Source organism: Pseudoalteromonas sp. P1-11 (assembly GCF_001399995.1).
GTDB classification, from domain to species: Bacteria; Pseudomonadota; Gammaproteobacteria; order Enterobacterales; family Alteromonadaceae; genus Pseudoalteromonas; species Pseudoalteromonas atlantica.
Window position 1 is genome coordinate 186,419 of record NZ_LJSP01000004.1, and the last position, 21,341, is coordinate 207,759.

Sequence of the window (21,341 nt, forward strand, 5' to 3'; positions counted from 1 at the left end):
ATATAGAGGCAGGGGTAATGGTGGCTCATTTGATGGTCGTTTTGCTTGTTCAATTAGAGTAGCTGTTTAGTTTATTTTCCATACTTTAAATAAAAAGCTCAACGCATTTAAGGCTTGTGTTTGAGTATTAGGAGCAACATTTTGTTGGTTGACTAAATGATTTAAAAAAAGTTCGACCTCATTATCTCCCATCGTTGTTGGGTGCCTCATAGAGTTAAAACGAATAAACGAAGCTATCCAGTATAAATACGCTTTGATGGTACTTTTAGCATAATGCTTTAGATACATTTGTTCGGCTATCATAGCTAAAAAAGGTGATTTCATGATATGAATCTCTAGCAAAATTTAACTGTATATATAGACAGTGCATATTATTTTGTCCAATATTACTGATCTCCACCATTTCGGTGTATTTTCGCACTGATTATAAATAATTTTCAGTTAACTAATTGTTTACAGGAGTTTATTTGATGGTTAAGATAAATGCATTGTAATATATGGACATTTGTCGGTTTATAAAACGACAAATGTTGTAGACAAAATTGTTAGGTATACATTAAGTTTTAATGCTCTTGAATATCTCAAAAGAAAAATTTAAATCTCTCTTTGAATGGGGAATTCTCATACCTTTTGGCGTGATATTAGGTTTGGCGTTAGCGGATCTAATTGTTCAGCCTTACATTAAAACGGTTTTCTTGGTTTTATTGTTATTTATGTGGGCTGGATTTTTGGGGTATGGCTTTATATTCAAGGAAGCCTATTTTGTAAATGACAGGTTAAAAGATATAAAGTTAGTTTATATATTTCAGCAAGCCATATATTTGGTTTTAATTGTATTATCGATTAATTCATTATTTGGTAACTTGTATACCTAACAAGTCAATAAAGTCGGACGCGTCAAGCTTGGCTCGCGTTCGTTCCTCACGGATTTTAGCCAAGCTTAACTTGGCCTCTTATTGAGGCGTTATATGTTTCTTGATATTGGTGCATATTCAAAGAAAATCAAATGTTTAAATATGAAACACCTCCATGGGGAGCTAAGTTAATTTGCTTTTGTTATCTGGTTGTATCTTGTTTGATGCTGTTTGCTTTTTACACTTATGGTAATTGGGCAGGTAATTCTCCTGTAGTTTTTAAATACATTTTTGTTATGTTAGGTTTGATCTTCATGTTCCCGGCTTTAAAGCCAAGTAACTGGCGTGGTTGGGTTTACTTTTCAGCAGACAATCGAGGGATAAGTTTCCCAACTTCATTCGATGAAGTTAATAATCAGTCGTCTCTTAATGTTGCATGGGAAAATGTGGGTATTATAAAAAGTGAAACCCTTCATGGTCAGGTAAAAGGAATTACAATAGAGTTAAATATTTCACAAGCTGATATTGATTTACACTTTCGAAAAACAGATCTAACAAATAAACTTTTAGGCTTAAACAATAAAAGAGGTAACTTTTTTGTCATTGCATACGCAAACAATGCGTTTCAAAAAGTTTCTAGTGTTGTAAACACATTAAATGAAATTAAGCGCTCAAACATATAACAAACGCATTAAGGGCGGACGCAAAAAGCTTGGCTGCGCTCATTCTTCGCTTAGTATAGCCAAGCTTTTATGCGCCACTTATGCGGGCGTTAAGTTACCAAGGAAGATATGCGCAAATTTCTAGCTCTGGATAAACAATCGCAATTAAATCTTCGGAAAAAGTTTCCTGACTTGGATAAGTTAGTTGCTGTGGAACAAACTGATGCATATACCTATATGGCAAATAAACAAGACACCCATCTTAAATTTTGTACTTAACGCAATTAGAGGCTAGCTTTTATTTAGTGCAAAAAACAGGCAGAGTGTCTTATGGCAATTGCAAGAAAGCGACAAGTAAGTTTGGTTGATACAATACTATCACTGTATTTCACGGTGTGTTCGTCGTGCATTTTTATGTGGCGAAGACCGTTTCACTGGTCAATCTTACGAGCATCGACGAGGATGGGTTGAAGATAAGCTGGGTGAATTAGCTAAGGTATTTTGTATTGATGTGTGCGCTTATGTCGTAATGAGCAATCATACCCATTTAGTACTGTATGTAGATGATAAAAAAGCAAATAGGCTGAATGATGAAGCGATTGTTATTCGTTGGCATAAACTCTGTAAAGGCACATTGTTAACGCAAAAATACATACAAGGCGAGAAGCTAAGTAAAGTTGAACTCATCTTTTTCAATCAAACGGTAAAACAATACCGAGAACGTTTAGCAAGTATCAGCTGGTTTATGCGCCTATTAAATGAAAATATAGCGCGTAGAGCAAATAAAGAAGATAACTGCACAGGGAGGTTTTGGGAGGGTAGATTCAAATCGCAAGCACTCCTTGATGAAGCCGCAATTGCAGCGTGTATGGCCTATGTCGATTTAAACCCCATTAGAGCCAAGATGGCTAACACGCCAGAAGAGTCAGACCATACCAGCGCTCAAGTACGCTTAATATGCGCAAAAGAAGGCAAGCAGCCAAAACAACTACTTCGCTTTGCAGGTATGCCACGTCAAATTATGCCTAAAGGGCTGCCGTTTGAGCTTAAATCGTACCTTGAACTCATTGAGCTAACAGGGCGAGTAATGCGAGAGGATAAGCACGGGCATATAGATAATATGACCCTTCCTTTGCTAGAAAGGCTTAATATATCATCAGAAAACTGGTTAAAACTCACCACACAATTTACACGCGTATTTCATGGTGCAGTGGGCAGGCCAGCCTCACAAGAAGGGTATTGCGGAAACTTAAACCGAAAGCGGCGAGCGAATATCAGTAACTGCGCAAAGCTATTCGCTTAAAGCCTAATCACTTTTTGAGCACTCCAACTACATAATGTAGGTTTTTTTGTGGCTGCCATTTGAGCTTTATTTAGTAATACCTCTATTTTAAAACTCAAATTATTTTTGGACAGTTAAAAAACATAAATAACTTTAACTTTTTGTAATTCACTTTGTAGAAATTAAGGTGGGTGTCACTTCAAGAAAGGCTGCGCAAAGTTATTCGCTTAGAGCCAAATCACTTTTTGAGCACTCCAACTACATAATGTAGGTTTTTTGTGGCTGCCATTTGAGCTTTATTTAGTAATATCTCTATTTTAAAACTCAAATTATTTTTGGACAGTTAAAAAACATAAATAACTTTTTGTAATTTAGAAATTAAGGTGGGTGTCACACTAAAAAGAAAGGGGCTTATGGGTGCTATCGTTTTATTAAAAATACCTTCTAATGTTAAACTATAAAAAATTAATGACTTAATATAGCTATGGCATTTTATCTTCCTCTTTTACAGCCTCATTTTAAACACATTGAAATGGGCGATACGCTAACCTCGCTTTGGAGCGGGTGTGGCAGTATTGTCGAGTGCATGCTTGATACCGAGCCATGTGTTATTAAAGCGATTAAAATACCAAGCTACATAAACCATCCAAAAATCAAGCAAAGCGAATTTGCATTAAAAAGAAAGCAGCAGTCTTATAAAGTTGAATATAATTTTTATAGGTTATACAGCGCGTACTTACCGACAAGCGCTAAAAGTATTACCTGTATTAATGCAATTAATGATGGTGATGATTATGCGTTAGTATTTAAAAACTTTACTCAATATGGTTTTGCTCAAGCAAGCTCCCAGCATATAAAGGCAATACTAAAGTGGTTAGCATCTTTTCATGCCTTTAATTTAAATAAGCCAGCAAAGGGCTTATGGCAACAAGGGAACTATTGGCATTTGAGCACACGGCCAGATGAGTTTAATAAGTTAAAACAAAACGCTGACAAAAAGTCCGATATTAAAAATGCGGCTCATAAAATTGATAAAACACTGCAAGCATCACCCTACAAAACCTTGATACATGGCGATGCTAAGCTTGCAAATTTTGCTGCAAATGAGCAAAGTGTAATACTCGCTTATGACTTTCAGTATGTAGGGGCTGGGGTAGGGATTTGCGATGTAATGTATTTTATGACCAGCTGCTTAAGCGACGAGCAATTACATACCTGCGCCGATGAGTATTTACATTACTATTTTAGCCAATTAAAAAATGCGCTTTTAGTGTTTCAACCGCAAATAAATGCCGATGACGTAATTGCAAAGTGGCATGCATTATGGCCATTAGCTTGGGCCGATTTTTATCGTTTTTTAGCGGGTTGGAGCCCAACTCATTTTAAAATAAATAGCTACATGATGGCGCAAGTAAATTTAACGTTATCAGATAACAACTTATAAACATAAAGTAGTGTGTCGCTTGCATAAATATCAAGCAAATCAATGCATTTTGGCACGATCTATGAAAACTTATTTAAAATTGCAGGTCAAATGACCTTTTTTAATATAAAATACCGCCAATTCTTGTATCAGTAGGTTTTTATCATGTCAATTCACGTAATTTCACACCCTCTAGTTCAACACAAATTAGGCTTAATGCGCGCTCACGGTATAAGTACTAAAAGCTTTCGTGAATTATGCTCTGAGGTAGGTACCTTATTAACCTACGAAGCAACTAAAAACCTACAGTTAGAAGATAACGAAATTACTGGCTGGGACGGCAACAAATTAAAAGTAGAGCACATTAAAGGCAAAAAAATTACTGTTGTGCCTATTTTACGAGCAGGCCTTGGCATGATGGATGGCGTAATGTCATTACTCCCAGCGGCTAAGGTAAGTGTAGTGGGCCTTGAGCGTAACGAAGAAACGCTTGAGCCAGTACCTTACTTTGAAAAGTTAGTAGGCAATATTGATGAGCGTTTAAGCTTAGTTATAGACCCAATGCTTGCAACTGGCGGCTCTATGATTGCTACTATCGATATGCTTAAAAAAGCCGGCTGTAAAGACATTAAAGTAATTGTACTGGTTGCTGCACCTGAGGGTGTTGAAAAAACATTAGCCGCTCACCCTGATATTGAGATTTTTACTGCCTCAGTTGATAGCCATTTAAATGAAAAGGGTTACATTATCCCAGGGCTTGGCGATGCAGGTGACAAAATTTTCGGTACGGTTTACTAAGGTTTAATAGTGCAAAATAATTCTACATTTTCTATAAAAACCATTTTAACCGGCGCCCAAATGTTGTTTGTAGCATTTGGTGCGTTAGTGTTAGTGCCTTTATTAACGGGGCTTGACCCAAGTGTCGCTTTGTTTACAGCGGGTATAGGTACTTTATTATTTCAGGTAGTGACGAAAGGCAAGGTGCCTATATTTTTAGCGTCATCATTTGCGTTTATTGCGCCTATTATTGCCTCAGTACAAATGTGGGGCGTACCAGCCACCATGGGTGGTTTAATGGCAGCGGGCTGTGCTTATATGCTGTTAGCGCTATTGGTTAAATTTAAAGGGGTGGCAACTCTTCATAAAATTTTGCCGCCTGTGGTCGTCGGCCCCGTTATTATGGTGATTGGTTTAGCCCTTGCACCGGTTGCGGTAAATATGGCAATGGGTAAAAGTGGCGACGGCAGTATTGAACTTATTGCTTACGATAAAGCTATTATTATTTCGCTGTTTTCTCTTGTTGTAACACTTATTTTTGCTGTGTGGGGCAAAGGTGTATATAAGCTGATCCCTATATTAGCCGGTGTTATATCGGGTTATGTTTTATCACTGGTAATGGGTGTGGTTGAATTTGGTAGCGTAAACGAAGCCAGCTGGTTGGCTGTACCAAACTTCACATGGCCCGAATTTAAGTGGCAAGCAGTTCTCTTTATGGTGCCTGTTGCCATTGCACCTGCTATTGAGCATATTGGCGATATGATGGCTATTAGCCAAGTAACCAATAAAGACTTTTTAAAAAAACCAGGCTTACATCGCACCTTATTTGGTGATGGCTTAGCCACTGCCGCTGCCTCTTTATTTGGTGGTCCGCCAAACACTACTTACTCTGAAGTAACTGGCGCAGTGATGCTGACCAAAAACTTTAACCCTAAAGTAATGATGTGGACTGCCATAATTGCTGTGGTACTGGCCTTTGTGGCAAAAATGGGCGCTGGTTTACAAACAATTCCTGTACCTGTGATGGGCGGCATAATGATTTTGTTATTTGGCTCAATTGCGGTAGTGGGCTTAAATACGTTGGTTAAATCTGGTGATGACTTAACTGCACCCCGTAATTTAAGTATTGTGGCACTTATATTAGTATGCGGTATTGGCGGTATGCACATTGGGGGTAGCCAATTTAGCTTAGAAGGCGTTAGTTTGTGCGCCATTTTAGGTATTGTGCTTAACTTAGTATTGCCAAAAGCCGAACCAGAAACTGATTAATTTTGCACTGTATGTAAAATTTACGCACCAAAATAGCGCATACTAATTGCGCTATTTTTGTAAGTTACTAATAATTAAATAAAAATAATAGTGGTCTAGTACCTGCATTTGTTACTTCATAATATAAGGAGTTACAATGTCAGAGGCCAGTATTGTGGATATAACCCCATTTTTAGCAAAGCACCAATTGCCTTTAAAGTATCAGTACCTTAGTGAGCAATTTTTTATCCCGCTTGCACACGATATTCTAGAATCAAAAAAAAATAACACCCCTATTTTTGTCGCCATAAATGGTTGCCAAGGTTCAGGAAAAACCACCCTCGCAGATTTTTTAGTTACTTGGTTTAGTAACAACACGCCGTTTACCAGTGTCGCGCTTTCTATTGACGATTTTTACTTATCTAAAGCGCACCGCCAAGGACTTGCCAAAGACGTACACCCATTATTTGCCACCCGTGGTGTGCCTGGCACCCACGATGTAGGGTTAATGAATACCACCATAAGCCGGTTACTTGCAAAGGAGGTTGGCGTGCCTTTGCCTAAATTTGACAAGCATCACGACGATTGCAGCCCCGAGCAAACATGGCAATGTAACAATAAACCCATTGATATTATTATTTTAGAAGGCTGGTGCGTAGGTAGTGAGCCACAACCGTTATTTTCTTTAAGTGAGCCTATAAACGAGTTAGAAACACAGCACGATAAAGAAGGCGTGTGGCGTCGTTGTGTAAACAGTTGCCTAGCAAATGAATACAAAAGTGTGTTTAGTAAAATAGATTACACGGTGATGCTCAAAGCGCCGAGCTTTGAAGATGTATTTAAGTGGCGACAAGAGCAAGAGCAAAAGCTTATTGCCGCTAAAGGCGAGGGCGATGGCACCATGAGTGATGAGCAACTGGTGCACTTTATTTCTCATTTTGAGCGTATTACTCGCGAAAACTTAAACACCCTAAGCGCTAAAGCTAATGCCCTTATAGAGCTTGATAGTAATCGCGATATTAGTGCTATGCACTTAACCAGCGACGATACGCTGCAACCTATTATATTTACCGACTTAGATGGCACGTTACTCGATCACGCCGATTACAACACTAAAAATATCAGTAGCTTGCTGCAAGACTTACAAGCAGCCCACATTCCTGTGGTGTTTAATACGAGTAAAACATTTTGCGAAGTGGTTGAACTTAAAAACGAGCTTAATATTCAACAGCCTTTTATTGTTGAAAATGGCGCGGCGGCTTATTTACCCGTAGATTATTTTGAGCTTAAACCCATTGGCTGCACGCAAGTAGGGGCGTATTGGTGTTATGCATTTGCATCACCCTTATCTAATTTACTTAGTGATTTAGACTCCTTAAGCAGCGAATATAAATCGCATTATAAGTTATTTAGTGATTTGTCGAGCGAGCAAATATCATCCCTCACCGGGCTTGATGAAGCGCATGCAAGGCGCGCTCAAACACGCGATTTTTCAGACCCACTTTATTGGCACGGAAGCGATGAATTACTTAATGCGTTTGTAAACGATGTTAAAGCACTCGGCTACGACATAAAAATAGGCGGGCGGTTTATACATATTGCTAAAAACACCGATAAAAGCGCTGCACAGCAGTGGTTAGTTAAACAAATTTCACAACATTTTAGAAAGCCTCTCACGGTAATTGCACTAGGTGATAGTGACAACGATAAGCAGATGCTAGAGCAAGCTGATATCGCCATTATCATACATAACCCAAGCAGTAAAAAGCCGGTTAAGTTAACACATAACAAGGCGCGTTATTCGCAATCGCCCGCTCCACTGGGTTGGATTGAAGAAATAACCACATTGCCTTGTATTAGCAGCATTTTAAATACTATTGAGGAGCGAAAATCACATGGCTGATTTTTATCAAAATGGCATCATCACAACCTTACACAATATCGCCGATAGACCAGTAGAAGCGCTTGAAGAAGAGCTAATTAGTTTTAGTAAGCAACGGCCAATGGGGTTAATACTCCCTTCGTTGTTTAGTGAGCTTGAAGGCCCAGCGCTGCAAAACATTGTAAAAGAACTCAGAGAGGTTCCTTATTTATCGCAAATTACCATAGGTTTAGACAGGGCAGACGAGTCACAATACCGCCATGCTTTAGGCTTTTTTAAAGAGCTTAACCAAAACCACAAAGTGCTTTGGAACGATGGTCCCCGTTTGCAAGCGCTTGATAAAGAATTACAAGAGCTAGGCGTTGCACCGCGTGAACTTGGTAAAGGCAGAAACGTGTGGTATTGCATGGGTTATAAATTAGCCACCTCAGAGGTAGAGTCGATAGCACTGCACGACTGCGATATTTTAACTTACGACAGAGGTTTGTTAGCGCGCTTAATTTACCCTGTAGCGCACCCTCGTTTTAATTATGAATTCTGTAAAGGCTTTTACCCACGTACTGCAAACGGCAAAATTAATGGCCGAGTATCGCGCTTATTAGTAACGCCGTTATTACGCTCGTTCAAAACTATTTTAGGCAATACCGACTACCTAGAATATATGGATACCTTTAGATACCCGTTAGCAGGGGAGTTTTCGTTTAGACGTGATGTGCTAAACGATATTCGTATCCCGAGTGATTGGGGTCTTGAAATTGGCGTACTCAGTGAAATGTACCGTAATTATTCGCATAATCGCTTATGCCAAGTGGATATTGCTGATAATTACGATCATAAGCATCAGGAGCTTTCTCTTGATGACCAAAACGCCGGTTTATCTAAAATGTCGATAGACATAACTAAGGCACTATTTAGAAAATTAGCCACACAAGGGGTTACTTTTACCAGCGAAACCATCCGTTCTTTAAAAGCAACTTACTACCGTATTGGTTTAGACTTTATAGAAACGTATCATAACGATGCACTGATGAATGGTTTAACCTTAGATGTGCACCAAGAAGAAAAAGCCGTAGAAATGTTCGCCAAAAATGTTATGGAAGCAGGTCAGCACTTTTTAGATAACCCAATGGAAGCGCCATTTGTGCCAAGTTGGAACCGTGTTGTATCAGCCATGCCAGATGTTTTTGAGCGCTTAAGAGAAGCGGTTGATCTTGATAATAAAGAATTTAGTGAATAAATAAAACAATAATAAGGGGCGCGTGTGAATACAGTAAGTGAATTATTTTTACAGCGGGTAGAGCAACATCTACATATTATTTATAAAGATGTTGAACTGCCCTTAAGTATTACAGAGCTGGCTGAGCAGCTTATAACTATAATTTTAGGCGACAGCCCGCTGCGCGACCCTACACCCCATACTAACCGTTGGGACGAGCAAGATATTATACTAATAGCCTATGGCGACTCTATTATTAAGCACGATGAGGGAGACCAAGCTGTTGCAAAGCCGGTAGAAGCACCGCTTAAAACCTTGCACCGGTTTATAAAAGAGCAGTGCGATATGCAGCTTAATGCTTTGCATATATTGCCATTTTACCCGTATAGCTCTGATGAAGGCTTTGCGGTAATGAACTACGTGCAAGTAAATGAATCGCTAGGGGATTGGCAAGATATAAAAAATATCGCCAAAGATGTAAAGCTAATGGCAGATTTAGTGATTAATCATTGCTCTAGCCGAAGTGTATGGTTTGAAAACTTTTTAAACGATTTAGACCCCGGCAAAGATTACTTTAAAACGGCAAGTTTAACCGATGATTTATCTAATGTAGTACGCCCACGTACCTCACCGTTATTAAATACGGTAACCACGCCAAGCGGCGAAAAACATGTATGGTGTACGTTTAGCCACGATCAAGTTGATTTTGATTTTGGTAACCCGGAAGTTTTAAAAGAGTTTATAAGTATTATTCGCCATTATTTAGATAACGGCGTACGCTTGTTTAGGCTAGATGCGGTTGCATTTTTATGGAAACAGCTTAATACAAATTGCATTAATTTACCGCAAACGCATGAAGCTGTTAGGCTTATTCGCACCCTTATAGAGCATACTGAGCCAAGCGTTGTCATAATTACCGAAACAAACATACCAAACCAAGAAAACCTCTCTTACTTTGGTAACGCCAACGAAGCCCACAGTATTTATAACTTTGCCTTACCGCCTTTATTACTGCATACATTACTCAGTGGAGATAGCACAGCCATAAAGCATTGGATGATGAGTATGCCGCCTGCGCAAAACGGCACCACATACTTTAACTTTATTGCCTCGCACGATGGCATTGGACTTAGGCCAATAGAAGGTTTGTTACAGCCAAGCGAAGTGGCGTCATTAGTGAGTACGTCTATGCAATTTGGTGGGCGTGTATCAATGCGCACCAGTAACGATGGTACGCACACACCGTATGAGCTAAATATTGCACTTTTTGATGCATTACAAGGCACGCACAATGGGCAAGATAAGTTTGGCCTTGAGCGGTTTATGTGTGCACACGCCATTATGTTTGCGCTTGAAGGGATCCCTGGGCTTTATATTCATAGCTTGCTTGGCACAACGAACGATTACGAACGCTTTGAAAACTCACAGCATAACCGTGCAATTAACCGTCATCGTTGGCAAGAGTCAAAACTATTATCGGCTTTAGGTGATAAATATAGCCATCATCACAAAGTGTTTAATGGTATTAAGCATTTATTAGGTATTCGAAAAAAACAAAGTGCATTTCATCCTAATGCCACGCAATTTACGCTGCACTTAGCGGGGGGATTATTTGGTTTTTGGCGGCAAAGTATAGACAGGCGCCAAAGTATATTTTGCGTTTATAACATAAGTGATAAACCACAAGTACTTACCCTTGCAGATTTAAACTTAATTAACACCCAGCAGTGGTTTGATTTAGTGGCTAATGAAACAATTACCGAGGATCAACTCACTATAGAGCTAGAGCCTTATCAAAGTGTATGGTTAAGTAATATTAAATAAAGTGCAGTAATACCAATTTGCAAAATAGATCACTTAATTAAGCGCATTGGTATAAAAAGGCTCGCAGTGCGAGCCTTTAACTTAATTAATAAACGTTGTTACTAATTATAAGCTGTAGCTTAAGTTAATGTAGCCAAAGCGGCCAATGTTATCGTAACTTGCGCTGTTTTCGCCTGTCCCGCGTGTACCATACGGAAGTTTACGATTAAATAGGTTATCAACACCTACTTTAACGCCTAAGCCGCTATCGAAGTTGTAACCCACTGTCATATCGGTAATAAAGTATTTACCGTAAGACATTTGGTTACTTGGGTTCGAGTTACTCGCAAGCTCTACATTTGTGTATAAATCAACTTCGCTGATAAAGCGTGTTTCAACCGTTGAATAAAAGTTATCCATTGCATAGCTAACCGATAGGTTAGTTTGCCATTTCGCTTCGCCGGTTGTCCCAGCGTACTCAATATATGAACTAGGATCATCCTGGAACGGGTAATCTTTGCGTTCAATAAGGTAAGTACCAATTAAACGTGTTTTAAAGCTACCTTCTAGCGCATCAAAGTCATAGCCTAGTTCAAAATCAACACCAGACGCCTTTTGACCAGCTACGTTAAGCACTGAGTTTTGAATCAGCGAAATTTCACCACTGGCATTACGTGTAATTAAATTACAGTACTGATTGTCTATACCTGTTGTGCTATCAACACAGCGGTCAAGAATTTCTTGCGCGTCGATTGTGTCAATTGCATTTTCTAGATCAATTTCCCAGTAATCTATAGTAAGCACAGCGTTTTCTAAAAACTCTGGTTGATAAACAATACCTACCGTTGTACTTGTAGACTCTTCACCTTTAACATCACGGTTACCGCTTGTTAAGCCATCTAAAGAGGCTGAGTCGTAACCTGAGTTAAAGTCACTTGCAACACCTAATGCAGCACAGTTTGCGGTGCGTGTTGCTGAATTTGATAAATTAGCTATGTTTTCAGCGCGGCACGGGTCTTCTACATTGTAGAAAGTTTGGCTTGCTGCACCAAATACTTCACTTATGTTAGGCGCACGAAGTGCTGCAGATTGCGTTACACGCACACGTAGTTCATCGTTAACAGTCCAATCAAGGCCTAGTTTCCAGCTAGTTGCTTCGCCAATTGTGCTGTAATCAGCATGACGTACTGCGGTATCAAATACTAAATCTTGAATAAGCGGTAAGTCAGTTAAAATAGGCATAGTTGCTTCAAAAAATACTTCACGCACATTAAACGAGCCTTTATCTTCGCCTAAAGCGTTAAAAAATGTACCTTCTGCGTTATCTGGCTCTTTTGTTTCGCTTTCTTCTTTACGGTATTCAGCACCAAATGCAACACCTACGTAACCTGCTGGTAATTCAAAAATAGCGCCATTGGCAAGTGAACCAGAAACCACGGTTTGCTTAATAGTTGATGTACCTACAGAGACCGTATTTATGTAATCAATCGCTTGTTGAGATGGTGCGCCAAAACCCATAATGTTAACCGGTACACAGCCATCAGCTTGTGCTGCAGCGCTGCGACATACGATGTTGCCATCTGCATCTTCATCGGCATCAAGGGCATTAAAGTAGTTGGCTAAAATCATATTAGCGCCATTTTCGCGCTCTAAGTCAGTTTGACCATACACAACTGATGTATCTAATTCCCAATCTTCAAACACAGTCCCTTTTAAGCCTGTAACAAAACGCGTTGTTTCACGGGTATTATTTTCAACGCGGCGGCCAAGGTCACTCATCATGCGGTTTATCATGATTGAATCAACGCCTTCCTCTTGCATACGCGCTTTGATATCTGGGTCTAGGTAAGGGTTATCAATTTTAATGCTGTTGTCGCTGTCAAAAAAGAAAAACGCAGGTTGACCTATGCTTTCGCCTTGGCTATTTACGTATTTTGCATCAAAGTAGACGTTTAAATCGTCGGTAACATCGTAGTTAACTTTAAAGTTTACGTTGTAACGCTCAAACTCAGGTTGTATTTCTTCAAATTGGCCTAGGTTAAAAAAGTCACATTCTGCACATGAATATGGATCTGCGTTATTGCCTATGTATAAGTCACGTGCGCTGCTATCCGGGTTAAAGCTATTAATAAATTTACTTGGATCTTCAAGTGCATAAACACCTGCATCATTGATGGCGAAATAACCCGCATTAGGTGTTAAAATATCATCAGGAAAGTCAGCACTATTTTTGTTCTCATCCGTTTGGGCTTGGTTAGGTAAGCTGCTAAAAGATGTGCTAGTCCAAGGGTGGTCAAGTGCATTTAATGAATCTTGGCCTGAGTACTCAATAGCAAAAGCGGCATTACCACGGTCGTTATCAAAATTAGAGCCGTACGAGAACGTTGCTTTTTCGTTGTTGTAGCTGTTTAAATCTGCAAAACCACGGGTAACGCTAAAATCCATACCTTCAATGTTGTCTTTTAATATAAAGTTGACAACACCTGTAACCGCATCAGCACCGTATACAGCTGATGCACCACCAGTAATAATTTCTACTCGCTCAACCCAGACGCTCGGAATAGTATTTGTATCAACAGCTTGAGAGCCCGCTGAGCTAGATACGTGGCGTTTACCGTTTACAAGTACTAAGGTACGGTCGGTACCCATGTTACGTAAATCAAGAATGTTTAAACCAGCTGTACCAATAAAGCGGCCTGAGTTAGCCATTGAATATGTATTGCCAAGTGCTGGTAAGTTGTTTAGCGCTTCACCAATGTTTACAGCGCCAGTATTAATTAGCTGCTCGCCGCTTATAACTGTTACTGGTGCCGGCGCAATAGCGCCTTCACGTAAAATACGCGAACCCGTTACTTCAACGCGTTCAATTTTTGTCGCTTGCTCATCTTGTGCAAGCACAGAATTACTCGCTGTTGCAGCAGCAGTAATCAATGCACATTTAATGCTAGTAGAAAGTAAATTATGACGTTTCATGTGTTTCCCAAAGGAGATTTTATAATAATTAAATACATTAACTTTTTAGCTAAATACACAGTGCATTTAGCCTAAGCCCTATAACTTTTGTTATAGGGCCGGCGATTATTGCATGCGTATTATTTTATTAAAAGCAACTAAAATAAGCCTAAATCACTAACATGAAATAAGTTACAGGTGAGCTGTTGTTAAATTAACAATAAAGCGAGGTAATGTTAGGAGTTTAAGCTTTATGGGTGTTTACGGTTTGTTTGTTAATTGCTGTCAATTAATTTACATTGGAATTGTATTGGTAATATCAAAGAGTTTATTTTGAGCATCTTGATTTGATAATGGCTTAAATATAACCATTGAGTGTATTTTAACCTTTAAATGAGGTGCTCTAATTATAGGCGGATTTGTAAGGTTTATGTGTTTAATTTAACTTGTTAAATGAGTTAACTTTTGAGAAATAGTAAGAATAAAAATTAAATTTGAAAATTTTTCACTATAAAACTTGCCGTATCACAATTTTTGTAAAGCCCCTTTACAGTTATCTAGCTTCCTATGCGCCTTGAGTTACTTTATTACGTAAACTTGATACACTTACACTGTTTTTATAAATAGGTTTTACCATGAAGTTTTTAGTTTTAATTTTTACTTTTGTATTTAGTACTGCGGCCATTTCAGAGCAAGAAGTTGATCTCGAAGTTAATATGAAAAATACTGGCCTTGCTTATAAAAATGCGGTGCAAGCAGTAGGTATAGGTGGCTTTAATACCGCCATAGATAAGTTTATTACTTTGGTTGAAACCAGTAAAAAAGCGACCTTTCATAAAGAAGCACAAATGTCGCTACAAGGGCTAGATAAAGTTATTGCGCAAGCAAAGTTGGCAAAAAAATTAGCGAATGAGCGCGGGCTTGATGCAGCAAAGCCAGCCCTTAAAAATATAGATGATTTACGCAAGAAGTATCATGAGTTGCACGAGCCTCCGGGGTTTTTTGACTTATTGTTTGGTAATTAACCTCAGCTTTTTTGTAAATTAATGTCGAGCAGTTATTTCAGCGCTACCTACGCTAACTTTTTCGCAGTAGCGCATTATTGATGCGCAGATTTGTGATGTTTTAATAAAATGTATAGCTGCAAATTAAAAAGTTTGAATGCTCATTTTTCAATATTTTAGTAAAGCTCTTATATAGGGTGCAGATTAATTAAGGAGTAGTAATGGAAATTTCAGTGTCATTGTTAGAGGGTCAAAAACAAAGTGCAAAATTTGGCGACCTTGAAGTAATAAGCGATCAAAGTATTAATGCTGGTGGCGGTGCCGAACACCCAGAACCGTTTGACTACTTCTTAGTAAGCATGGTGCTATGTGCTGGGTTTTATGCACGTAAATTTTGTGAGCAACGCGATATCTCTACACAAGGGATGACGCTTACGCAAAATAATGAAAACGTAGATGAAGAAGGTAAAAAATTATTTTCTATCGAAATTAATTTACCAGATGGCTTTCCTCAAAAATATAAAAAAGCACTTATTGCTGCGGTTAATACGTGTACTGTTAAAAAAGTGATTCAGGCCCAACCTGAGTTTTCTGTAGTTGTTAAATAAAAAATACGGGTAAACATGGTTCGTTTACCCGTATACTTCACGGAATTAGTGTTACTTTTTCTTCATTCCTTGTACTGCTTTAAATCGTGGATTGTCTTTACATATTACAAAAACACGTCCTTTTCGCTTCACTATTTGACATCCTGGTCGTTGCTTAGCGCTTTTAAGCGAGCTTAATACTTTCATTACTCACCTTTTTTGGCAGTAGATAAGTTTTTAAAGCGACGGTTAAACTGCGCGACACGGCCGTCACTAGCCACTGTTTTTTGCTTACCAGTATAAAATGGGTGCGAGTCGCTAGACACATCAATAGGCACATACGGATACGTTTTCCCTTCAAGCTCAATAGTGCGGTCTGTTTTAATGGTAGAGCCAATAATGAAGTAGCTATCGGCAGCTGTATCGTGAAAAGCAACCATGTTGTAATCTGGATGGATATTAGGTTTCATAATACGCCTTAAGTTGTTATGTGATAGTATAACTATAGGTTATCGCGTTTACGGCATTTGTGCAAATGATTTTTACTCTCATTTACTGGTATTTTTGCTGGCTAATTGCGCAAACAATTCAAAAAATAACCACTTAAACCAAAAATACTGGCTATTAGTTTTTAGGCTGTTATAACTATATAAAAAGTGTTAACAAGAAAATTTTTACGGTTTAGAGGTAAGCTATGAGCGACGCAGCACAACAAGAACAAATAGACCAAGGGGTGATGGAAACCCTTAGAGAGCGCGATCACACAGTCTTATCTGAGCAAATTAATCCAATAGACTGTACACACAACGATATTATTGAGCTATTAGCACAATATATGGCGTTAAGTGAGCAAGATAACGACGAACTATTTGACGATTGGTTTGATAATCTAAATAAAGAACAGCACACTGTTTTAAAAGTGTTTGAGGTATACCGCGGCCAATACGAGCACCAAAATTAATACTTAGGCGCTGGTTAAACATTCACTTAGCTGCGCCTTATTAATTAACCACCAACCTGAGCTTTGGATAATAAAATCATCTCACGCTGCTAATTTGTTTTGTTTCACATAAAATTTTTAGCTAGCGAAAGCAAACTTAAATATTATAACCACAGCTCAGATTAATGAATGCAATTATAATCAGAGTGTTAAGGCGTTTTCATACAGTTTTTGTCTGCATAGGGCGGGGCTAAACTGACATCAGGGTTCCAAATTCTATCCCACACTTTACTTAGGCTACTTAAATTTGAGCGCTGATTTAGTTTTTCAAAGTTGCTTACCTGCACTCCTTTGTTGGTTTTTTTACCAACTGCAAAATTAAATACGTAATAACACTCCATGCCCATACGTAAGTCAGATAAAACAATTTTATTTTGCTGCTCTTTCACGCTATAAAAACCTTTAGTAAACCACTGCAAACGTTTTATGCCCCATTCATTTTTAATATCGTTTAGCAAAGCGGGGCTTGTGTTATAGCGGTTTATTGTAACCTCTTCAGGGGAGTCAAATACCGAGGCATAACTTATGTAATATTGCCCATCAGACATTGCAACAACTCGCCATAGCAAGGTTGTAAGTGGGGCGGGGGTGCTTACATAGTTATTAATGTGTATGTGTTTATGTGCAAACGCGGCGTCTATTTTATTGTTAATTATTACTTTTAAAATAAGAGAGCTACATAAATAAAGGCTACTGAGCACAAGCATAGCGGCGTTAATTTTATAAATGCGCGGTGTGTGTATTTTAGGTATTAAAGTGCACAGAAAGGCCAAGAATAACGGCAGGGTGTACAGGGGATCGATTATAAATATATTTGAAATAGCAAAAGGGTGCTCGCTAAGCGGCCAGATTAATTGCGTACCATATACTGTAAAGCTATCAAGTAATGCATGGGTCGATAAACATAAAAATACCAGCCAAAACCAGCGTGCTTTATGTATTTGCATGCCGGAGTGTATTTTTAAAATAAGCCAAACAATAAGGGGGCTAATTAATAAGTGCACAATAAACGAATGGCTAAAACCGCGATGATAAGTAAATGCCTCCACTGGCCCGCCATAAGGAATAAAAACATCTAAGTCGGGTAAAGTACCTAAAGTAGCACCCCATAAAGCGGCTTTTCGGCCAATTTTATTACCTAATACGGCGTAACCTACTGCGCTACCTAAAACTACCTGCGTTAACGAGTCCATTTTATTCCTTTTTATTTAGGGTGTTAGTTATGCTGCCCTTGGGCTTAAAACCAATCCACAATAATACTTAATCATATTGCGGGGCTAAACCTGTCGCTACCTGCGTTAAAAAATTTTCATTTACGATTATAAGGATGCAGGAGCAATTGCCGAGAACAACGAAATAGCCAATTTTTTGCCAAGCTATCAACACGTTTTTCCAGCCTCAGTACAGATTGCATAATTAAGCGTTTGGTATAAAAACGTCACTTACAATTTCAGCAGTGGTTTTATAAAATCTAAAAAAGCCATTATACGCGACGATACAGCACTGTTTTTGTAATACACCGCTTGCACAATTTCGCGGTTGTTTGGCGTGCTAATACTCCCTGGCAGTATTTCTATTAGCTTGCCTGATTTTAAATCATCACCAATCATAAAGTGCGAAAGCAGCGCCACCCCTTGGTTTGCCAAGCATAGCTGGCGTACAGTTTCGCCGCTACTTGCGGTTAGGCCAAAATTTAAAGCTGTGGGCGATTTTAGCGGCCAGTTATTAAGTTTAGGTGAGTCGGTAAAACCAATGAGTTTATGCTGGGTTAAGTCGCTGGTGTGCGAAATAGTCGGTGTATGTTTAAGGTAACTAGGGCTTGCAACTAAATGCAATTTACTTACGCCGAGCTTTTTTGCATGTAGGTTAGAGTCTTTTAACTCACCTATACGAATTGCTAAGTCGGTTTTATGTTCGAGCAAGTCAATAATGCTGTCGTGGGAGGTTATATCAAGCGTAATGTGAGGATATTGCGCATTAAATTCAGCAATTAAAGGTACCAATTGGTGCAGTACAAAGGGGCTGGCTGCATCAATACGTAATTTTCCACTAGGGGCTTGTTTTAAAAGCTTTATGGCTTCTTCGCCGGTTTGTAAGGTGTTTAAGCCATCGCGAGCATATTTAATAAAGGTATGGCCCTCTTCGGTTAGTTCTAATCGGCGAGTGGTCCTATTTAGTAATGTACATTGTAACGTGTTTTCAAGGCGAGACACGGCCCGCGACACTTTTGCTACTTGCTGATCAAGCAAATTAGCTGCTGCTGAAAAACTTCCGCTATCTACTACCGTTAAAAACATTTCTAAGTCTTCGGTTTTTGCATGCTGAGCCATACGTGAGCACCTTACTTTTGCATTAATTACAAAAGTATTTTGTCACTAATGCTATTTTTTGCAAACACATTTTTAGTCAAACTGTAAGTCTTAACTAATAATGAGGATTTAATTATGCCATTGGCTTTGTGGGCGCTCACCTTAAGCGCATTTGCAATAGGAACAACCGAGTTCGTAATAGTGGGGTTAGTGCCTACTATTGCAAACGATTTAGGCGTAAGCCTACCTTCAGCCGGTTTGCTAGTTAGTTTATATGCAGTAGGGGTTGCCATTGGTGCACCAGTACTGACCGCACTAACTGGGCGTTGGAACCGTAAAATTGTACTAATAAGCTTAATGGGCTTATTTGTTTTAGGTAACTTACTTGCATGGCAAGCGCCTAGTTACGAAACATTAATACTAGCGCGTATTTTAACAGGCTTGGCTCACGGGGTGTTTTTCTCAATTGGCTCAATGATTGCCACAAGCTTAGTAAGTAAAGATAAAGAAGCCAGTGCTATTGCTATTATGTTTACCGGACTTACTGTAGCGCTAGTGACGGGTGTGCCACTAGGCACTTGGATTGGCCAACACTTTGGCTGGCGAGCAACGTTTTTAGTGGTGTCGGTACTGGGTTTAATCGCTTTAATTGGCAGCGCTATTTTAGTACCAAAAAACTTAAAACAGTCTATTCCGGCAACGTTTAAAGAGCAGCTTCAGGTTATTGTTAAGCCGCGCTTATTACTCGTATATTTAATGACAATTTTAGGTTACGGCGGCACGTTCACTGCGTTTACTTACTTAGCACCTATTTTAGAGCAAGAAACAGGTTTTGCTCCTTCAGCGATTGGTTTAATTATGCTGGTTTACGGTGTATCGGTAGCCATTGGTAATATTTGGGGTGGAAAACTGGCTGATAAACGCGGCCCAATTAGCGCACTGAGTATTATATTTAGCGCGCTGACAATTATTTTATTGGCTTTTACTTTTACGATGGAGTCAAAAGTAGCGGCCGTACTGACTATTTTAGTATGGGGTGCATTTGCGTTTGGTAATGTACCAGGCTTACAGCTTTATGTCGTAAAACAGGCGCAAAAGCATACTCCTAATGCGGTAGACGTCGCATCGGGCTTAAACATAGCAGCGTTTAATATTGGTATCGCACTGGGCTCAATTATTGGTGGCAGTGTAGTAGAGGGCATGTCACTTCAAGATACCGCTTGGATTGGCGCAGCAATTTGTGCTCTAGCATTAGTAGTAACTCGTTACAGTGGCATGCTTGATAAGCGAGAAGTGAAACAAGCATAAAGTATTCTGTTAAGGTTGAAACTTAAATTTATGACCTCATTACCTGTATTGAGGTCATAATTTTTAGGTGACAACACAAAAGAAGTAAAAGGTGTATTTCGTAAAACTTTAAACAGTTTGTATTTTTAACCGATTATTTTATAAGGATAGAGCCATGACACAACGTGTAATAGAAATGCCTGATTTAGGCATGGGAACATTCCGTTTAGAAGGCGATACCGCCTACAATTCAGTAAAAATGGCGTTAGAAGTGGGGTTTCGTCATATTGATACTGCGCAAATTTATGGTAACGAAGAGCAAGTAGGCCAAGCCATAAAAGATAGTAATATTCCGCGCAGCGAAATATTTTTAACAACCAAAGTGTGGAACAACAAACTTAACAAAACTGACTTTATTGCCAGCGTTGAAAAGTCACTTGAGAAATTACAAGTAGACTCTGTCGATCTACTGCTTATTCATTGGCCTGCGCCTTCAAATGATGAGCCAATGAGTGAGTACCTAACGGAGCTTTTAAAAGCTAAGCAGCTTGGTTTAACAAAACATATTGGCGTATCTAATTTTACTATTGCCAACTTAAACGAAGCAATGCAAACACTTGATTCGCGAGAAATATTTACTAACCAAGTTGAGGTGCATCCGTATTTAACCAATACTAAGTTACGCGCTTTTTGTGCCCAGCACGACATTCACGTTACAGCGTATATGCCATTTGTAGTTGGTAAAGTACTTAAAGATCAAACTATTATTGATATTGCTAATAAGCATGAGGCATCGCCAGCGCAAGTAGTTATTGCATGGATTAATGCCAACGGCATGACCACCATTCCATCGTCAACTAAGCGTAAAAACTTAGAAGATAACTTTAATGACCATGTTAAATTAGACGCTGAAGACATTGCTCGTATTGACGGACTTGATTGTGGCGACCGCCAAGCAACGCCTGATTTTGCGCCGCAGTGGGATCAGTAATAAAATACGCAAAACAACATTAGGTGTAGCAAAGCTGCACCTTTATTTTTTTAAAAGGACTCCG

19 protein-coding genes and 1 pseudogene are annotated in these 21,341 nt (G+C 39.1%); 14 read left to right on the forward strand and 6 right to left on the reverse strand.

Annotated features, from left to right (window positions below):
• Positions 1–66: 66 nt before the first annotated feature.
• Complete coding sequence (locus tag AN390_RS09010; RefSeq protein ID WP_055254003.1) at positions 67–324, reverse strand: phage integrase N-terminal SAM-like domain-containing protein; 258 nt, start codon at positions 322–324, stop codon at positions 67–69.
• A gap of 248 nt (positions 325–572) precedes the next feature.
• Between AN390_RS09010 and AN390_RS09015 the strand changes: the two genes are divergently transcribed.
• The 9 genes and pseudogenes from AN390_RS09015 to AN390_RS09055 all read left to right on the forward strand — a co-directional run bounded on the left by AN390_RS09015 (position 573) and on the right by AN390_RS09055 (position 11,168).
• On the forward strand, positions 573–875 hold the full coding sequence (locus AN390_RS09015) for a hypothetical protein (protein WP_157686037.1): 303 nt from the start codon (positions 573–575) through the stop codon (positions 873–875).
• 131 nt (positions 876–1,006) lie between these two features.
• Entirely contained in the window at positions 1,007–1,537 is a 531-nt protein-coding gene (locus AN390_RS09020) for a hypothetical protein (protein ID WP_157686038.1), read from the forward strand.
• 309 nt (positions 1,538–1,846) lie between these two features.
• Positions 1,847–2,819 (forward strand): annotated as a pseudogene (locus AN390_RS09025) (transposase).
• A gap of 463 nt (positions 2,820–3,282) precedes the next feature.
• Positions 3,283–4,242 carry a phosphotransferase gene (locus tag AN390_RS09030; RefSeq protein WP_055254008.1) on the forward strand — a complete coding sequence of 320 codons (960 nt, stop codon included), beginning with the start codon at positions 3,283–3,285 and terminating at the stop codon, positions 4,240–4,242.
• A gap of 144 nt (positions 4,243–4,386) precedes the next feature.
• Positions 4,387–5,019: a uracil phosphoribosyltransferase gene (gene upp, locus AN390_RS09035; RefSeq protein ID WP_004586497.1), complete on the forward strand. Its 633-nt coding sequence runs from the start codon at positions 4,387–4,389 to the stop codon at positions 5,017–5,019.
• 9 nt (positions 5,020–5,028) lie between these two features.
• The gene (locus AN390_RS09040) at positions 5,029–6,267 is read left to right on the forward strand and encodes a uracil-xanthine permease family protein (RefSeq protein WP_055254010.1); all 1,239 of its coding nucleotides are present in this window, start codon (positions 5,029–5,031) and stop codon (positions 6,265–6,267) included.
• Between the two features lie 136 nt (positions 6,268–6,403).
• A complete protein-coding gene (locus tag AN390_RS09045; protein WP_055254012.1) occupies positions 6,404–8,149 on the forward strand; it encodes an HAD-IIB family hydrolase in 1,746 nt (581 codons plus the stop codon).
• Positions 8,142–9,365: a hypothetical protein gene (locus AN390_RS09050; RefSeq protein WP_029771978.1), complete on the forward strand. Its 1,224-nt coding sequence runs from the start codon at positions 8,142–8,144 to the stop codon at positions 9,363–9,365. Before AN390_RS09045 ends, AN390_RS09050 begins: the two co-directional genes overlap by 8 nt.
• 24 nt (positions 9,366–9,389) lie before the next feature.
• Complete coding sequence (locus tag AN390_RS09055) at positions 9,390–11,168, forward strand: sugar phosphorylase (protein ID WP_004586493.1); 1,779 nt, start codon at positions 9,390–9,392, stop codon at positions 11,166–11,168.
• Positions 11,169–11,273: 105 nt separating this feature from the next.
• Here the strand turns inward: AN390_RS09055 and AN390_RS09060 are convergent, their stop codons facing one another.
• A complete protein-coding gene (locus AN390_RS09060) occupies positions 11,274–14,120 on the reverse strand; it encodes a TonB-dependent receptor domain-containing protein (protein ID WP_055254015.1) in 2,847 nt (948 codons plus the stop codon).
• A 614-nt stretch (positions 14,121–14,734) separates the two neighbouring features.
• Here AN390_RS09060 and AN390_RS09065 point away from each other — a divergent pair.
• Entirely contained in the window at positions 14,735–15,124 is a 390-nt protein-coding gene (locus tag AN390_RS09065; protein ID WP_024031804.1) for a cytochrome b562, read from the forward strand.
• Positions 15,125–15,324: 200 nt separating this feature from the next.
• Positions 15,325–15,711: an OsmC family protein gene (locus AN390_RS09070; RefSeq protein ID WP_004586490.1), complete on the forward strand. Its 387-nt coding sequence runs from the start codon at positions 15,325–15,327 to the stop codon at positions 15,709–15,711.
• Positions 15,712–15,762: 51 nt separating this feature from the next.
• Here the strand turns inward: AN390_RS09070 and ykgO are convergent, their stop codons facing one another.
• Together ykgO and AN390_RS09080 are read right to left on the reverse strand one after the other, a co-directional pair.
• The gene (gene ykgO / locus AN390_RS09075; RefSeq protein ID WP_004586489.1) at positions 15,763–15,897 is read right to left on the reverse strand and encodes a type B 50S ribosomal protein L36; all 135 of its coding nucleotides are present in this window, start codon (positions 15,895–15,897) and stop codon (positions 15,763–15,765) included.
• A complete protein-coding gene (locus AN390_RS09080) occupies positions 15,897–16,160 on the reverse strand; it encodes a type B 50S ribosomal protein L31 (RefSeq protein ID WP_055254017.1) in 264 nt (87 codons plus the stop codon). Before AN390_RS09080 ends, ykgO begins: the two co-directional genes overlap by 1 nt.
• A 224-nt stretch (positions 16,161–16,384) precedes the next feature.
• On the opposite strand from AN390_RS09080, the gene AN390_RS09085 reads away from it, so the two are divergent.
• Positions 16,385–16,651, forward strand: coding sequence for a hypothetical protein (locus AN390_RS09085; RefSeq protein ID WP_024031803.1), 267 nt, complete (start codon positions 16,385–16,387; stop codon positions 16,649–16,651).
• Between the two features lie 188 nt (positions 16,652–16,839).
• On the opposite strand, the gene AN390_RS09090 is transcribed toward AN390_RS09085, so the two are convergent.
• Entirely contained in the window at positions 16,840–17,883 is a 1,044-nt protein-coding gene (locus AN390_RS09090; protein ID WP_055254019.1) for a metal-dependent hydrolase, read from the reverse strand.
• A gap of 249 nt (positions 17,884–18,132) precedes the next feature.
• A complete protein-coding gene (locus tag AN390_RS09095) occupies positions 18,133–19,020 on the reverse strand; it encodes a LysR family transcriptional regulator (RefSeq protein ID WP_055254021.1) in 888 nt (295 codons plus the stop codon).
• 114 nt (positions 19,021–19,134) lie between these two features.
• Here AN390_RS09095 and AN390_RS09100 point away from each other — a divergent pair, with 114 nt between their 5' ends.
• Positions 19,135–20,307 carry an MFS transporter gene (locus AN390_RS09100; protein WP_004586485.1) on the forward strand — a complete coding sequence of 391 codons (1,173 nt, stop codon included), beginning with the start codon at positions 19,135–19,137 and terminating at the stop codon, positions 20,305–20,307.
• Positions 20,308–20,461: 154 nt separating this feature from the next.
• On the forward strand, positions 20,462–21,277 hold the full coding sequence (gene dkgB / locus AN390_RS09105; RefSeq protein ID WP_004586484.1) for a 2,5-didehydrogluconate reductase DkgB: 816 nt from the start codon (positions 20,462–20,464) through the stop codon (positions 21,275–21,277).
• Positions 21,278–21,341: the final 64 nt, after the last annotated feature.

Bases quoted from the DNA above. Each gene is read 5' to 3' on its own strand.
- AN390_RS09010 (WP_055254003.1), bottom strand. From the start codon at position 324: ATGAAATCACCTTTTTTAGCTATGATAGCCGAACAAATGTATCTAAAG.
- AN390_RS09020 (WP_157686038.1), top strand. From the start codon at position 1,007: ATGTTTAAATATGAAACACCTCCATGGGGAGCTAAGTTAATTTGCTTT.
- AN390_RS09030 (WP_055254008.1), top strand. From the start codon at position 3,283: ATGGCATTTTATCTTCCTCTTTTACAGCCTCATTTTAAACACATTGAA.
- upp (WP_004586497.1), top strand. From the start codon at position 4,387: ATGTCAATTCACGTAATTTCACACCCTCTAGTTCAACACAAATTAGGC.
- AN390_RS09045 (WP_055254012.1), top strand. From the start codon at position 6,404: ATGTCAGAGGCCAGTATTGTGGATATAACCCCATTTTTAGCAAAGCAC.
- AN390_RS09050 (WP_029771978.1), top strand. From the start codon at position 8,142: ATGGCTGATTTTTATCAAAATGGCATCATCACAACCTTACACAATATC.
- AN390_RS09060 (WP_055254015.1), bottom strand. From the start codon at position 14,120: ATGAAACGTCATAATTTACTTTCTACTAGCATTAAATGTGCATTGATT.
- AN390_RS09065 (WP_024031804.1), top strand. From the start codon at position 14,735: ATGAAGTTTTTAGTTTTAATTTTTACTTTTGTATTTAGTACTGCGGCC.
- AN390_RS09070 (WP_004586490.1), top strand. From the start codon at position 15,325: ATGGAAATTTCAGTGTCATTGTTAGAGGGTCAAAAACAAAGTGCAAAA.
- ykgO (WP_004586489.1), bottom strand. From the start codon at position 15,897: ATGAAAGTATTAAGCTCGCTTAAAAGCGCTAAGCAACGACCAGGATGT.
- AN390_RS09080 (WP_055254017.1), bottom strand. From the start codon at position 16,160: ATGAAACCTAATATCCATCCAGATTACAACATGGTTGCTTTTCACGAT.
- AN390_RS09085 (WP_024031803.1), top strand. From the start codon at position 16,385: ATGAGCGACGCAGCACAACAAGAACAAATAGACCAAGGGGTGATGGAA.
- AN390_RS09090 (WP_055254019.1), bottom strand. From the start codon at position 17,883: ATGGACTCGTTAACGCAGGTAGTTTTAGGTAGCGCAGTAGGTTACGCC.
- AN390_RS09095 (WP_055254021.1), bottom strand. From the start codon at position 19,020: ATGGCTCAGCATGCAAAAACCGAAGACTTAGAAATGTTTTTAACGGTA.
- AN390_RS09100 (WP_004586485.1), top strand. From the start codon at position 19,135: ATGCCATTGGCTTTGTGGGCGCTCACCTTAAGCGCATTTGCAATAGGA.
- dkgB (WP_004586484.1), top strand. From the start codon at position 20,462: ATGACACAACGTGTAATAGAAATGCCTGATTTAGGCATGGGAACATTC.